This is a genomic window from Streptomyces triticisoli, from assembly GCF_003270085.1.
GTDB lineage: Bacteria > Actinomycetota > Actinomycetes > Streptomycetales > Streptomycetaceae > Streptomyces > Streptomyces triticisoli.
Map to the genome: position 1 here is coordinate 21032 of NZ_QFDQ01000050.1, position 14455 is coordinate 35486.

General features: G+C 71.2%; 13 protein-coding genes and 2 pseudogenes. 5 read left to right on the plus strand and 10 right to left on the minus strand.

Annotated features, from left to right (window positions below; genetic code table 11):
• Positions 1-227: 227 nt before the first annotated feature.
• Together DEP02_RS08950 and DEP02_RS08955 are read right to left on the minus strand one after the other, a co-directional pair.
• The gene (locus DEP02_RS08950) at positions 228-1124 is read right to left on the minus strand and encodes an inositol monophosphatase family protein (protein WP_232839026.1); all 897 of its coding nucleotides are present in this window, start codon (positions 1122-1124) and stop codon (positions 228-230) included.
• A gap of 137 nt (positions 1125-1261) precedes the next feature.
• Positions 1262-3091, minus strand: coding sequence for a gamma-glutamyltransferase family protein (locus tag DEP02_RS08955; protein WP_112466812.1), 1830 nt, complete (start codon positions 3089-3091; stop codon positions 1262-1264).
• A 462-nt stretch (positions 3092-3553) separates the two neighbouring features.
• Between DEP02_RS08955 and DEP02_RS08960 the strand changes: the two genes are divergently transcribed.
• Positions 3554-4048, plus strand: coding sequence for a MarR family winged helix-turn-helix transcriptional regulator (locus DEP02_RS08960; protein WP_112466813.1), 495 nt, complete (start codon positions 3554-3556; stop codon positions 4046-4048).
• Positions 4045-4503 carry a winged helix DNA-binding protein gene (locus DEP02_RS08965; protein WP_198668357.1) on the plus strand — a complete coding sequence of 153 codons (459 nt, stop codon included), beginning with the start codon at positions 4045-4047 and terminating at the stop codon, positions 4501-4503. Before DEP02_RS08960 ends, DEP02_RS08965 begins: the two co-directional genes overlap by 4 nt.
• On the opposite strand, the pseudogene DEP02_RS34490 reads toward DEP02_RS08965, so the two are convergent.
• The 3 genes and pseudogenes from DEP02_RS34490 to DEP02_RS08980 all read right to left on the minus strand — a co-directional run.
• Positions 4498-4775, minus strand: a pseudogene (locus DEP02_RS34490) (IS5/IS1182 family transposase); the annotation flags it as partial. The gene DEP02_RS08965 and the pseudogene DEP02_RS34490 overlap by 6 nt on opposite strands.
• Before the next feature lie 93 nt (positions 4776-4868).
• Complete coding sequence (locus DEP02_RS08975) at positions 4869-5297, minus strand: ATP-binding protein (RefSeq protein WP_112466815.1); 429 nt, start codon at positions 5295-5297, stop codon at positions 4869-4871.
• Positions 5297-5500 (minus strand): hypothetical protein, encoded by a 204-nt coding sequence (locus DEP02_RS08980; RefSeq protein ID WP_112466816.1) that lies wholly within the window; start codon positions 5498-5500, stop codon positions 5297-5299. Before DEP02_RS08980 ends, DEP02_RS08975 begins: the two co-directional genes overlap by 1 nt.
• Positions 5501-5679: 179 nt before the next feature.
• Here DEP02_RS08980 and DEP02_RS08985 point away from each other — a divergent pair.
• The 3 genes and pseudogenes from DEP02_RS08985 to DEP02_RS08995 all read left to right on the plus strand — a co-directional run bounded on the left by DEP02_RS08985 (position 5680) and on the right by DEP02_RS08995 (position 7675).
• Positions 5680-6533: pseudogene (locus tag DEP02_RS08985) on the plus strand (helix-turn-helix domain-containing protein).
• Positions 6514-6792, plus strand: a complete 279-nt coding sequence (locus DEP02_RS08990; RefSeq protein ID WP_112466817.1) for a DUF397 domain-containing protein — start codon at positions 6514-6516, stop codon at positions 6790-6792. The pseudogene DEP02_RS08985 and the gene DEP02_RS08990 overlap by 20 nt, the downstream one beginning before the upstream one ends.
• A 193-nt stretch (positions 6793-6985) precedes the next feature.
• Complete coding sequence (locus DEP02_RS08995) at positions 6986-7675, plus strand: hypothetical protein (RefSeq protein ID WP_112466818.1); 690 nt, start codon at positions 6986-6988, stop codon at positions 7673-7675.
• Positions 7676-7706: 31 nt separating this feature from the next.
• On the opposite strand, the gene DEP02_RS09000 is transcribed toward DEP02_RS08995, so the two are convergent.
• From DEP02_RS09000 to DEP02_RS09020, 5 genes are all read right to left on the minus strand, one after another.
• Positions 7707-9233 carry an NCS1 family nucleobase:cation symporter-1 gene (locus DEP02_RS09000; protein ID WP_112466819.1) on the minus strand — a complete coding sequence of 509 codons (1527 nt, stop codon included), beginning with the start codon at positions 9231-9233 and terminating at the stop codon, positions 7707-7709.
• 38 nt (positions 9234-9271) lie between these two features.
• Positions 9272-10294, minus strand: coding sequence for a TIGR03842 family LLM class F420-dependent oxidoreductase (locus DEP02_RS09005; protein ID WP_112466820.1), 1023 nt, complete (start codon positions 10292-10294; stop codon positions 9272-9274).
• Between the two features lie 11 nt (positions 10295-10305).
• Entirely contained in the window at positions 10306-11745 is a 1440-nt protein-coding gene (hydA, locus tag DEP02_RS09010; protein WP_112466821.1) for a dihydropyrimidinase, read from the minus strand.
• Positions 11746-11818: 73 nt separating this feature from the next.
• Positions 11819-12661, minus strand: a complete 843-nt coding sequence (locus tag DEP02_RS09015; protein WP_112466822.1) for a nitrilase-related carbon-nitrogen hydrolase — start codon at positions 12659-12661, stop codon at positions 11819-11821.
• Between the two features lie 173 nt (positions 12662-12834).
• Positions 12835-14421 carry a PucR family transcriptional regulator gene (locus tag DEP02_RS09020; RefSeq protein WP_112466823.1) on the minus strand — a complete coding sequence of 529 codons (1587 nt, stop codon included), beginning with the start codon at positions 14419-14421 and terminating at the stop codon, positions 12835-12837.
• Positions 14422-14455: the final 34 nt, after the last annotated feature.

Sequence of the window (14455 nt, forward strand, 5' to 3'; positions counted from 1 at the left end):
GGGGGGCGGACGCCGACCCAGGAATCAGGCATTCTGCGCGAAGGAGACCGGGCCGGAAGCGCCGGGCGGGAGCCAGGCCGGAGGTATCAGCGTCCTGGGCGTCGGCGTCCTGGCACCGGCCCCCTGGCGCCGGGGCCAGGCGGCCGATGCCGCGTGGCTGCGGGGGCGCGGAGCCAGGGGCGGAGGGCGTCGCCGGGAAGGCCGGCTCAGGGTGCCGGGGCCGGATGTCACGCTCCAGGGTGGGAGGCGCGGTCCTCCGGGCCGGACAGCAGTCCGGTCACCCGCCGTGCCGTCGCCGCGTCCCGTGCCGTCGTGAACGGCAGGGGGTTGTTGCCCGTGATGCGGAACGGGCCGCCGGCCAGGGTCAGGTGGGCGCCGCCGGCCTCCTCGACCAGCAGCAGGCCCGCCGCATGGTCCCAGGCCGCTTCCCAGGAGAAGGCCGTGGCGTCCAGCCGGCCGCGGGCGACGGCGAGATACTCGAGGCCCGCCGAGCCGCAGGCGCGCGGTGCGACGCCGTCCGTCCAGAGGCCGAGCAGGGCGTGCTTCTGCTCGTCGGTCGTGTAGTCCGGGTGGGACGTGGCGACTTCGAGGGGCCGGCCCGGCTCGGGAGCGCCGGAGCGCAGGGACGCACCGTCGAGGAAGGCGCCCTGACCTCGTACCGCCGTGGCGAGTTGGTCGCGTGCCGGTGCGTACGTCCAGGAGGCCAGTACGACTCCCCGGTGGGCGAGCGCGACCAGGGTGCAGAAGCCGGGATCGCCGTGCACGAACTGCCGTGTGCCGTCCACGGGGTCGACGATCCAGACGGGGGCGTCGCCCCGTAGCGCCTCGTAGACCACCGGATTGTCGTGCACCGCCTCCTCGCCGACCACGACGGAGCCGGGCAGCAGGGCGCCGAGGGCGTCCGTGAGGTACAGCTCGGCCAGCCGGTCGGCGTCCGTCACCAGGTCGTGCGGTCCGGACTTCCGGTCCACCTCGTGCTCCGCCAGTCTGCGGAAACGAGGCATGATCTCGGCCGCGGCCGCCTTGCGGACCGCCTCCTCCACGTCGGCCGAGTGACGTGCGACAAACTCTCCGACAAGTGCTTCGCTCAGGGGGGACTCCCAGGTGTCCATCTCTTCGATCATGCCTCCATGAGAACATGCCGCACTGACATTCCACTCCGGGCCGGTGCACTCCGGGTGGAATCGGCGTGAACAGACCTCAGGCGCAGAAGGCGCAGAAGACGTAGAGGGCACAGAAGACGCGGAAGGCACAGAGCACGTCACCGGCCGACCGCGTACCCCTGCATCCCCCGCGGGTTCGCGGCCGCCGACAGGATGCCCGTCCGCGGGTCCCGGGCGACCGCACAGAGGCGGCCCTCGGACCACGGGTGGCCGACGGTCACGGCGTGGCCGCGGCGCCGCAGCTCCTGGACGACCTCCGCGTCCATGCGGGACTCCACGGTGACGCTCCCCGGGCGCATCCCGCGCGGGTAGAAGGAGCCGGGGAAGCTGTCGTTGTGCCAGCTGGGAGCGTCGATGGCGCCCTGGAGGTCCAGGCCGCCGCGGACGCCGGCGCGCAGGGCGACCGCGAGGAAGAAGTGCAGCTGCCACTGGTCCTGCTGGTCCCCTCCGGGCGTGCCGAACGCCATGACGGGCACCCCGTCGCGCAGCGCGATCGAGGGGGTGAGGGTGGTGCGCGGGCGGCGGCCCGGTGTGAGTGAGTTGGGCAGGCCCTCCTCCAGCCAGGTCATCTGCAGCCGGGTACCGAGCGGGAAGCCCAGTTCGGGCACGACCGGGTTGGACTGCAGCCAGCCGCCGCTGGGGGTGGCGGCGACCATGTTGCCCCAGCGGTCGACGACGTCGATGTGGCAGGTGTCCCCGCGCGTGCCGCCGTCGGCGGCCACCTCGGGTTCGCCCGGCACCGGGGACGCAGGACTCTTGGCGACCGTCGGTTCGCCGATGCCCGGCAGCCCGTACTCCCCCTCGTCGGTGGCCATCGCGTGCGCGTGCGTGCTCAGCCGGGGGACGCGCCCGCCGGGGCTGCCGGGCCGCAGCTCGTACGAGGCCTCCTCCCCGACCAGCTTGCGCCGCCCGGCGTTGTACTCGGCCGACAGCAGCTCGGCCAGCGGCACCTCGGCGGCGTCCCCGTACCAGGCCTCCCGGTCGGCCATGGCGAGCTTGCAGCCCTCGATCAGCAGGTGGACATAGTCGGCGGAGCCGTACGGGGGCAGCTCGGGCGGGAGCAGGGCGAGCTGCTGCAGCAGCACCGGTCCCTGGCTCCAGGGGCCGGCCTTGCACACGGTCCAGCCCTCCCAGTCGTACGTCACCGGGGTCTCGTAGGTCGCGGACCAGGCGGCGAGGTCGGCGGCGATGAGGGTGCCGGTGTGCCGTTCGCCGCTGGTGTCCAGCGTGGGCCGCCCGGCCTGCCGGACCAGCGCCTCGGCGATGAAACCGGTACTCCACACCTCCCGCGCGGCCTCGATCCGCGCCTCCCGGTCCCCCGTACCCGCGGTCTCGGCGAGCAGCCGCTTCCAGGTGGCGGCGAGCGCGGGGTTGCGCAGCAGCGCGCCGGGGCGGGGCGAGTGTCCGCCGGGCAGGTAGACCTCGGCGGACGAGGGCCACTCGGTCTCGAACAGCCTCCGCACGGTCTCGACGGTCTCGCCGACGCGTTCCACGGGCGCGTGCCCGTGCTCGGCGTACCCGATGGCGTACTTCAGGACGTCGGCGAGGGACTTCGTGCCGTGGTCGCGCAGCAGGACCATCCACGCGTCGAACGCGCCCGGCACCGCGGCGGCCAGCGGTCCGGTGCCGGGCACCAGCTCCAGCCCGAGCGCCCGGTAGTGCGCGACCGTCGCCCCGGCCGGTGCGACGCCCTGCCCGCACAGCACCCGCACCTCGCCGCCCGCGGGAGCGACCAGGATCGGCACCTCCCCGGCGGGCCCGTTCAGGTGCGGCTCCACGACGTGCAGCACGAAGGCCCCGGCCACGGCCGCGTCGTAGGCGTTGCCGCCGTCCTCCAGCACCGCCATCGCGGACTGCGAGGCCAGCCAGTGGGTGGAGGACACCATGCCGAAGGTGCCCTGGAGGGTGGGTCGCGTGGTGAACCGCATCTCTCACCTCGGTATGTGCGCGTGCCGACGGCCTCGCCGATCCTCCCCACCTGCGCTGGGGAGAATCCGGGGAGTTTCAGCTTGACTTCGCTCGACCTGGATCAGGCAGCAGGCTACCGATCTGATGTGCTCTCACCCCAGCGCCCTACCGGCCGATGCCCCCCACCAAGCGCTTGACTAGCCGCACCACCCGACGGGGCGCGATCTCCCGGGGAGACTCACGACACCCATCCTGCTGAAAGCGTGAGCACCCGGCAGGTGAATGCCACTCACGCGCTCAGATGAGCGGCATATGAACACTGGAGGCCGGGATGCTCCCGCCTTCGCCGAAGTGATGTCCCGACTGCGCGTTCCCTCCTCCGAGGACGACCTCGGACCAGGCCGGACGTGGTCCACGGGTGCGCCGTCACATCCACCGGAAAACAGTATCCATGGACATGGTAGCCATGTACCTTATTCGGCATGAGCGAGAGTTCACTGGGCCCCGCTCCCGGCTTCCTGGTATGGCGGCTCGCCAACAAGTGGCGCGTCGCGGTCGATCGCGCGGTGGCTCCGCTGGGCCTCACCCACGCGCAGTACTCACTGGTCGCGTCGCTGCACGGCATGCAGCGCGCCGGTGAACGGCCCAGCCAGCGCCGACTCGCCGACCACACCGGCCTGGAGGCGCTGTACGTCTCGAAGCTGGCGCGCGCGCTGGAGTCGGCCGGCCTGGTCGAGCGCACCCGCGATCCCCGCGACCCGCGCGCCGTACAGCTCGCCCTCACCGAGCAGGGCCAGACCGTCACGCGGCAGGCCATCGCGGTGGTCCAGGAACTGCTTCAGCAGTTGCTGGAGCCACTCGGCGGCCTCGATGCCCCGCGGACGCGCGCGTTCACCGACGAGCTGACGACCCTGCTCGACACACCTCTCGCTCCATCCGTACTGAACGACGAGAGCACCCAGGGGACGACACCTTGACCACCACTGCATCCACCACCACCGCACCCGTCGCCGACGCCCGCGCCCTCGGCCTGGCCCACTACGCTGCCCGCGGCGTCCTGGAGCACGTCCTGGCCCGGCACGGCACCACGTTCCAGCAGCAGATCGCCCTGCGCGCCGCCGTCACCGCCGGCGCCCCGCAGACGCCGGACGATCTCGTCACCCAGGTCCGGGGCTCCCTCAAGGCCGATCCGGCCGACATCCGCGCCACTCTCGACGAGCTGCTGGCCAAGCAATTGCTCGTCGCGGACGGCGCGCACCTTCGTCCCACGGACGCAGGGCGCGAGCTGGTCGCCGCCGTCGGCGCGGAGACCGCCCCCATCACCGCCCGCATCTGGGGCGGGATACCCGCCGAGGACCTGGCCGCCGCCGGTCGCGTCCTCGCCCTGGTCACCGAGCGCGCCAACGCGGAACTCTCGGCACTGACCACCTGACCGCCCGACCGCCCGACCATCCGACCGGCTGATCGGATCGCGTACCTGGTCGCGGTGGACGTCGCGGTCGCAGCCACGGTCGGTGAACAGCGAATCCGGCTTGCGGCGGAGCCGTCCGACCCGGCCGCGGACCGGCGGAACCGCGTCGAGCAGGGCAGCAACTGGATGCCGTCGTTGCGGTTGCCACCGCTCAGCAGGACCGCGACCGGGAAGGGGCCCTGCCCGCCGGTGAGCAGGTCGCGTTCCGAGCCGGCCCAGCCCCGGTCGGCCGGCCCCGCCACAAGCCGGACGGCGGCACTTCGGGCATCACACCCCGTGGAGTCCGAGGTCGTACACGTCGCCGGAGAACCGGCGAGCCCTCCGGGTCACAGCGACGCGTTCACGGATGGACCCGGCTGCTGCTCCTGCTGCCCGTGCTGAGCGGCGACAGCCTTCAGATCGCACCACACGGTCTTGCTGCCGGACCCCTGGGTCACGCCCCACCGCAGGGTCAGCGCGTCGAGCAGCGCGAGCCCCCGGCCCGACTCGGCGTCGGCGGTGACCGCCTCGCACAGGACGGGCAGGGCACGCGGGTCGGGGTCGGTGACCTCCAGCCGCGTACGAGCCCCGTCGCACACGACGCGGACGGTGAGGGGAACGCCCTCGCCGAGGTGGCGGACCACGTTGGTGACGAGTTCGCTCGCGCAGAGCTGCAGGTCTGCGCACGGGGCGCCCATGTAGTCACGGAGCGCGCGGCGCACACCGGACACGGCGGCCCGGGTGGCGAGCAACTCCAGTGTCAAGGGCGGTCGCATCACTCGGCTCCCTTGCGCAGGGCGGCGGTCAGGGCCTGGGCGGTGAGCATGTTGCAGTTGCCGAGCGCGATCAGCAGCCGGGTCGGGCAGCGGGCGGCGAAGGTCGGCAGGTCGACGCCGAGGGACGGGAGCGTGATGCCGTGCGCGGCGAGCGCGGCCCGCAGCTCCTCGACGCAGGCGTCGGCTTCGGAGGGGTCGTACATGGGCGAGTTCACACCTTCCAGTGCTCTGTGTGACGAATCGCTCACACAATGACGCGGAGCTGCCTAGCGTGGAAGAGGTTCAGAACCCCGGCTCTGAACTGCACGTATGTGCCGCGCAGTTGGTACGGACGCGGGAAATGCCGGGCAGCGGGCGGTAACGGCACCGAGGACGGTGAACGATGGGGCAACGCAAGGACATCGACGGCTCGACGGGCGTCCCGACCTTCTACGGCAGCGAGTTGCGGTGGAAACGGGAGGAGGCCGGGCTCACCCTCCAGCAGCTGGTCGAGGGCAGCTTCTACGGACCGAGTCACCTCAGCGAGATCGAACGCGGCACGCGCCGCATGCCGGCGGAGCTGGCCGCGCACGTGGACAAGATGCTGGGCACGGACGGCTTCTTCAAGCGCCGCTGCGAGGACGTACGGAGGGCGAAACGACGGGGATGCGCAAGCTACTTCGAGCGCGTACTGGAGGCCGAGAAGCACGCGGAGACCATCGAGGAGTGGTGTCCGACTCTGATCCCGGGCCTGCTCCAGACGAATGCCTACGCGCGAGCCGTGGTGCGGGCGGCGCATCCGCTGGCCCCGGACGACGAGGTGGAGGAGAAGGTCACCGCCCGGCTGGCACGGGCCCGCCTCTTCGAGGACGACCACAAGACCCCGGAGTACTGGGCCATCCTGCCCGAGTCACTGCTGCGACAGCCGGTCCTTCCCCCGGGACAGATGGCCGACCAGCTTGAACACATCGCGGCCCTGGCGCACCGCCGCCGGATCGTTCCCCAGATCCTTCCGTGGAACTGTGGCCCGCACCCCTGATGCTGGGTACGGCCATGGTCATGACCTTCCCCGACGCCCCGCCCCTGGTCTACACGGAGGCACAGTACAGCGGAGACACCATCGACGATCCGGCCCTCGTGAAGCAGTACCGCAAGGCATACGATCGGCTCAGGGCCGCCGCACTGCCACCGGAGGCGTCCCTCGCCCTGATCGAGGAAGCGGCTGAGGAATACCGAAATGGCAAACTACGCGATTGACTTGAACAACGCTGTCTGGCGCAAGAGCAGCTACAGCAACGGCGACGGCGGCAACTGCGTGGAGGTCGCCGAAGCCTTCCCCGACGTGACCGCGTGGCGCAAGAGCACGTACAGCAACGGGGACGGCGGCGACTGCGTCGAGGTCTGCGACGCGCACCCCGGCGTCGTTCCCGTCCGCGACTCCAAGGTCCCCCACGGTCCGGTCCTCACCGTTCCGGCCCTGGCGTGGACCGCCTTCGTCACCTTCCTCAAGGACTAGGAACAGGCCGCGTCGGCGCCCAGCTCCGCCAGGACATAAACGGCAAATGGCATGTCAGAAGCGGGTTGCCGTGACCGGGTGGGCACGGAGCGAAGTATCGCTTCCGCCCCACCCGCAGTCGTGTGACACTGGGGGCCCGTCCGCGATGTGGACTCGTTCCGCACCGCGTCCGTCCCCACACGAGAAGTGCGCCGTGCGTGAACTTCCTCTGCCCCTCGCGCTCACCGCGCGTCTGAGTCCGGTCGTCGTGCTCGCCTGTGCGGGCTGGGCGTTGACGTCCGGGCCGTTCGCCGCCTCGTCGGCCGACGGCGAAAAGACCGCCCAGCAGCAGACCCGTGACACCGACGGCCAGTCGTCCCCCGAGCCGTCCGCCCCTTCCTCGACCGCGGCCTCGAAGACGTACGCGTCCGCGCCGGTGCCGTGCACCAGCATCTCCGCGAAGACGATCACCTCCCTGGTGCCGGGCGCCAAGACGGCGGGCAAGGAGATCCCCTCGACGGACGCCACCCTGCGCCGCACCTGCTCCTGGAACGCGCTCAAGGGCTACGACTACCGCTGGCTGGACGTGTCCTTCGAGATCATGGCCTCGGACGACGCCGCGCAGAAGTCGTACCAGCAGCGGACCTCCGACAAGAGCGGCGGCGGCGCGGTGCCCGGCCTCGGCGACGAGGCCTACTCCGTGGTGAACCTCACCACCGACAACAAGCAGGAGACCCGCGAGGGTGCCGTGATCGCCCGCGCCGCCAACGCGATCGTGGCCGTCACGTACAACGGCAGCGACTTCGAGACGAAGAAGGCGCCCAGTACGGACGAGATCAACAAGGGCGCCATCAAGGCCGCCAAGGAGGCGGCGGCAGCCCTGGAGGACGGCCGGAAGAGCTGACCGTCCCCCCGGCGACGGGACGTACGGCGCGTCAGGCGGTGGACCGTCGGCGCGCGTGCGCCGCCATCAGCAGCAGGTACAGCACCATCGACGTGCCCAGGCCCACCGCCCAGCCGTAGTCGGCGAGGGACCTCAGGGACGGGATGGGGCGACCGTCGATCAGCGGATGGAAGTCCGCGCCGCCGATGGCCAGCACGCCGCCCACCACGAAGGCCACGACCGCCCGCCAGTTCCAGCCACCCGCGTACCAGTAGCGTCCGCCCGTGCGGTACAGATCGACCAGGTCCAGCCGGGAGCGCCTGAGGATCCAGTAGTCGGCGATGAGGATGCCGGCGACCGTCCCGAGCAGCCCGCCGACCAGACCGAGCCAGGTGAAGATGTAGCCCTGCGGGTCGGCGTACAGCTTCCACGGGAACATCATCACGGCGAGCACCGCGGTGATGAGGGCGCCGGTGCGGAAACTGACCTTGCGCGGCGCGACGTTGGAGAAGTCGAAGGCCGGGGAGACCATGTTGGCCGCGATGTTGACCGACAGGGTCGCCACCAGCACGGTCACCAGCGCGAACAGCAGGCCCACCACGTTGTCCGTTTTCGCCGCCAACTGCACCGGGTCCCAAACCGGTTCGCCGTACACGGCCTGCGAGCCGGAGGTGACCAGCACCGACAGGAACGCGAACAGGGTCATGGTCGTGGGCAGGCCGAGCGCCTGGCCCCGGGTCTGCGCCTTCTGGCTCCTGCCGTAGCGGGTGAAGTCCGGGATGTTCAGGGACAGGGTCGACCAGAAGCCGATCATGCCCATCAGGGCAGGCGCGAACAGCTTCCAGAAGTCCGCTCCCCAGCCCAGTTTCGACGGCTGGTCGAAGAGCGGGCCGAGGCCGCCGGCCTTGCCGCTCATCCACCACAGCATCACGAAGGCGCCGACGAGCACGAACGGCGCCGCCCAGTTCTCGAAGCGGCGGATGGTCTCCATTCCCCGGTAGATGATCGCGACCTGGATCGCCCAGAAGATCGCGAACGACAGCCACATCGTCCAGGCGTGGCCGCCCACCTCGGCGGTGTCCGTCCAGCCGCTCCCGATCAGCTTCCCGGCGAGGAAATAGATCGCCTCGCCGCCGATCCAGGTCTGGATGCCGAACCAGCCGCACGCCACCAACGCCCGTACGAGAGCAGGCAGGTTGGCGCCGCGCAGCCCGAAGGAGGCGCGGGCGAAGACCGGGAAGGGAATGCCGTACTTGGGCCCCGCGTGGCCGGTGAGCAGCATCGGGGCGAGCACGATCACGTTGGCCAGGGCGATGGTGAACACCGCCTGTTTCCAGTCCATGCCGACGGCGATCAGACCGGAGGCCAGGGTCCAGGAGGCCGTGTTGTGGGCCATGCCGATCCACAGCGCGGAGAAGTTGTACGTGGTCCAGGTGCGCCGGGCGACCGGGACGGGCAGCAGGTCGGCGTTGGCGTAGCGGCCGGTGGGCGGCGGGGTGCCGGGGGCGATCTCCACGCGCCCGTCGGGGAGGGTGACCTGTGCGGACGGTGGTATGGCCGGAGGAGCGGTGTCGGTCATGGGCGGCCCAATCGGTGGGAAGAACAGCGCTCGGTGGATCAGGAGTTGACGGCCGGGATGACCTTCTGCCCGTACGCGTCGATCACGGCTTCCTGCGCGTCGTGCATGTCGTAGACGGCGAACTGGTCGACGCCCAGCTCGCGCAGCGCGTTCAGCTTCTCGATGTGCTTCTCGACCGGGCCGACGACGCAGAACCGGTCGACGATCTCGTCCGGCACGAACCGGGTGTCCGGGTTGCCGCTGCGCCCGTGGTGGGAGTAGTCGTAGCCCTGGCGGGCCTTGATGTAGTCGGTGAGTTCGTCGGGGACGGCGGCGGAGTGCTCGCCGTAGCGGGCGACCAGGTCGGCGACGTGGTTGCCGACCATGCCGCCGAACCACCGGCACTGCTCGCGGGCGTGGGCCAGCGCCTCGGGCGAGTCGTCCTCGGTGACGTATGCGGGCGCGGCGACGCAGACCGTCACCTCGGACGGGTCGCGCCCGGCCGCCGCCGCCGCGTCCTTGACGGCCCTGACCATGTACTCGGTCAGGTAGAGGTCGGCGAGCTGGAGGATGAAACCGTCGGCCTCCTCGCCGGTCATCCTCAGCGCCCTGGGGCCGTACGCGGCCATCCAGACGGGGAGTCGGGCGCCCGGTTTGATCCAGGGGAACCTCACCACCGTACCGCCGCCGAGGTCTGCCTCCTCTCCCCTGCCCAGCGCACGGATGACCTTCATGGCCTCGCTGATCCGGGCGAGGGTGTTCGGTTTGCGGCCGGCGACGCGCATCGCGGAGTCGCCGCGGCCGATGCCGCAGATGGTGCGGTTGCCGAACATGTCGTTGAGGGTGGCGAAGGTGGAGGCGGTGACCTCCCAGGTGCGGGTGCCCGGGTTGGTGACCATCGTGCCGACAGTCAACTTCCTTGTGTTCGACAGGATCTGACTGTAGATCACGAACGGCTCCTGCCAGAGCACGGCGGAGTCGAAGGTCCAGCCGTACCGGAAGCCGTTGCGCTCGGCCCGCTTCATCAGGCTGACGACGCGCGAGGCCGGCGGATCGGTCTGCAGGACGAGTCCGAAGTCCATGGGCGGCACTCCTAGTCGAGGTACTGGCAGGTGGAGCGCGGGGTGTAGACGCCGTGCCCGGAGCGTCCGGTGTACTCCCACTCGGTGATGACGGGTTCGCCGCGCGAGAGGACGGTCTCCACGCGGCCGGTGACGCGCTTGCCCTCGTACGCCGAGTAGTCGACGTTCATGTGGTGGGTCTCGGCGGAGATGACCTGTTCGGCGTGCGGGTCGTAGATGACGACGTCGGCGTCGGCGCCCGGCGCGATGGTGCCCTTCTTCGGGTACAGGCCGAACATCCGGGCCGGGGTGGCACAGGCGATCTCGATCCAGCGGCGGCGCGAGATGTGCCCGTCGACGACCGCCTGATGGAGGAGGTCCATACGGTTCTCCACGCCCGGCATTCCGTTCGGGATCTTGGAGAAGTCGCCGCGGCCGAGCTCCTTCTGGCCGGTGAAGCAGAAGGGGCAGTGGTCGGTGGAGACCACCTGGAGGTCGTTCGTCCTGAGCCCCTTCCACAGGGCCGCCTGGTGCTCCTTGGGGCGAAGGGGCGTCGAGCAGACGTACTTCGCGCCCTCGAAGCCGGGCTCGGCGAGGTTGTCGGTGGACAGGAACAGGTACTGCGGGCAGGTCTCGCCGAAGACGGGCAGTCCCTCGTCGCGGGCCCGGGCCAGTTCGGCGACCGCCTCCCGGGCCGAGACGTGCACGACGTACAGGGGCGCGCCCGCGACCTGGGCGAGCCGGATGGCGCGGTGGGTGGCCTCGGCCTCCAGCAGGGCCTTGCGGACCTCGCCGTGGTACCTCGGGTCGGTCTCGCCGCGGGCCAGCGCCTGCTCGACCAGGACGTCGATCGCGATGCCGTTCTCGGCGTGCATCATGATCAGCCCGCCGTTCTCGGCGGCGCGCTGCATGGCGCGCAGGATCTGCCCGTCGTCGGAGTAGAACACTCCCGGATACGCCATGAACTGCTTGAAGGAGGTCACGCCCTCCTCCACCAGCAGGTCCATCTCCTTCAGCGTCTCCTGGTTCACGTCGGAGACGATCATGTGGAAGGCGTAGTCGATCGCGCAGTTGCCCTCGGCCTTGGCGTGCCAGGCGTCCAGGCCCTCGCGCAGGGCGGAGCCGACGCTCTGGACGGCGAAGTCCACGATGGTGGTCGTGCCGCCCCAGGCGGCGGCCCGGGTGCCGGTCTCGAAGGTGTCCGAGGCGTAGGTGCCGCCGAAGGGCATCTCCATGTGCGTGTGGCCGTCGACCCCGCCTGGGATCACGTACTTGCCGGTGGCGTCGATGGTCCTCCCCCACCCTCCGGGCGGGGTTGCCCCCAGCTCGCTTCGCTCGGCGGTGAACGCCTCGGCGGCCGGGGTGCCGGAGGCGGCGAGGGCGGCGATGCGGCCGTCCTCGATCAGAACGTCGGCGTGGATCTCGTCGGCGGCGGTGATGACGAGGCCGCCGCGGATGACGGTGCGGCTCATGCTCCCTCTCCTTCCGGTCGGGCGTGCACGGTGGGGCGCGGATCGCGGGTCGGGGCGGTCGGCAGGCTCCTCGTCAGGGCGCGGTCAGCGGCGTGTACGTGCCCGGCGCGCGGTCGCGGTAGAACTGCCAGCGGTCGCGGACCTCGCGCAGCTTGGCCAGGTCCAGGTCGCGCACGACGAGTTCGGTCTCCTTGTCGCTCGCCGGTTCGCCGGCGAACTGTCCCTCGGGGTCCACGAAGTAGGAGGTGCCGTAGAAGTCGTTGTCGCCCAGTTCCTCGACGCCCACCCGGTTGATCGCGCCGACGAAGTACTCGTTGGCGACGGCCGCCGCCGGCTGCTCCAGCTGCCACAGGTAGCCGGACAGGCCGCGCGAGGTGGCCGACGGGTTGAAGACGATCTCGGCGCCCGCGAGTCCGAGGGCCCGCCAGCCCTCCGGGAAGTGCCGGTCGTAGCAGATGTAGACGCCGATCTTCCCCGCCTTGGTGTCGAAGACGGGCCAGCCGCTGTTGCCGGGCCGGAAGTAGAACTTCTCCCAGAAGCCCTTGACCTGCGGGATGTGGGTCTTGCGGTACTTGCCGAGGTAGGTGCCGTCGGCGTCGATCACGGCGGCGGTGTTGTAGAGGACGCCGGGCTGTTCCTCCTCGTACATCGGCAGCACGAGGACGATGCCCAGTTCCTTGGCGAGCCCCTGGAAGCGCCGGACGATCGGGCCCTCGGGGATCTGCTCGGCGTACTCGTAGAACGCGGGGTCCTGCACCTGGCAGAAGTACGGGCCGTAGAACAGCTCCTGGAAGCAGAGCACCCGGGCGCCTTGCGCGGCCGCGTCGCGGGCCGCCCGCTCGTGGACCTGGATCATGGATTCCTTGTCGCCGGTCCACGCGGTCTGGAAGAGGGCGGCACGGATCACCTTGCTCATCGGGACCTCCACTCGCTGGATGTGCGGCGAGCGTAGGAAGCCGGCGGGCCCGCTTCGAGGTGCACCGTGTCACGTCTGCGGGGGTGCGGCGTGCCACCGTGTCACCCCGGCTCTGCCCCATGGTCCACCACCGCTTTTCCGGCTGTTGCCGCCGTTGCCACCGTTGCCGTGTGTCACTCCTGTTGCGCGTCGTGCGCGAGGAGCGCGATGTGCACCGAGGCGGCCTGTTCGAAGTCGTCGAGGTCCACCCCGAGGCGCGCCTGTATGGCCTCCAGGCGGCGGTAGAGCGCGGGCCGGGAGACATGGTGCAGCTGGGCCGTGCGGGACTTGTTACGGCCGGTGGCGAGGTAGGTGCGCAGCACGGACAGCAGGTCGTCGCCGGACCGGCACAGCAGGCCGTCCAGCTCCCGCTCGGCGAAGGACTGCACGTGCGGGTCGTCGCGCAACAGCCGGATCAGGCCGCGCAGGTGCACGTCCTTCAGGCGTACGACGGCCGGGAGGTCGAGGGCGGCGGCGGAATCGGCCACGGCGTCGGCGACGTGCCGGGCCTCGCGCAGCCCGGCGGGCACCTCGTCCCACACGGGGCGGGCGTCCGCGGCGGCGACGACCGTGCGGTCGGCGCCCGGCCCGTCGCGCAGCCGGGCCGCGAAGTGTGTGGTGAGGGCGTCGGCGTCCTGGTCGCGGGCGAGGCTGAGCAGGACGGCGGTGGCGCCCTCCGCGAGCTCGGCCACGAGCCCGGGAAGGCCCAGCAGACGGAGCAGCCGGTCGAGTTCGGAGGGCCGGGCGCCGGGTACGGCCAGCGGTACGAAGGTGCGCCGGTTGACCGGGAGTCCGGCGGCCCGCGCTCGGGGCAGCAGCTGCCGGGCCGGTACGACGCCGCTGACAAGGTCGGTCAGCAGGCTCTGCGCGGACTGCTCCTCCCATGAGCGTGCCGCGTTGCCGCCGAGCATACGGTGCAGCACGAGGGCTTCGGCGGCGCGGTCGGCCAGCAGCCGTCCGATGACGGCGTCGCCGCGGTAGCCGCACAGCACGATCCGGCCCCAGCTCTCGCCGCGCCCGCCCAGTTCGGCGCAGATCCAGCCGTCGCTCCGGCCGGCGCCGGCCTGCCTGGCGATGCGCTCCCAGTCGCGCAGTACGTCGTCCACCGCGGGCCGCTCCCCCGCCGTGGCCAGGACGCGGTGGGCGAGGTTGGCGACGACGACGGGGCACGCGCTGTGCTGGGCGATCTCGTCGAGCAGCGCCTGCAGCGGGGCACCCGCGGTGATCAGCGCGGTGAGCGCGGTCCGTACGGCCTCCGACAGGCTGACGGACGCGAACTTACGCCGCACCAGTCGGGACTGGACCTCCTCGGTCAGCTCGGCGAACGGGAAGGGGCGGTGCAGGACGACCAGGGGCAGCCCGCACCGCTCGGCGGCGCGGCGCATCACGTCCGGTGGGACCGGGAACGCCCGGCCCAGGCCCAGGACGACGGCCGCGGCCTCCGCGCGGTGCAGGGAGCGGATGTACTCGGCCTGTTTCGCCTCGTCGTCGGCGAGCAGCACGCCGGTGGTGAGGACCATCTCGCCGCCGCTGAGCATCACGCCGACGTCGGCGGCCTCGGCGACATGCACCCAGCGCACGGGCCGGTCGAGGTGACCGGCACCGGCCACCACCTCGGGCTCCCCGGCGAGCACCCGCTCCAGGGTGAGGACCTGGCGGACCGACAGGGCGGGTTCCTGCGGATTCCAGAGGGTCGGGGAGCTGTCCGAGGCGATGGTCATGGCCGTGGTCCCTTGCTCGGCTCGGGTTCCGGTG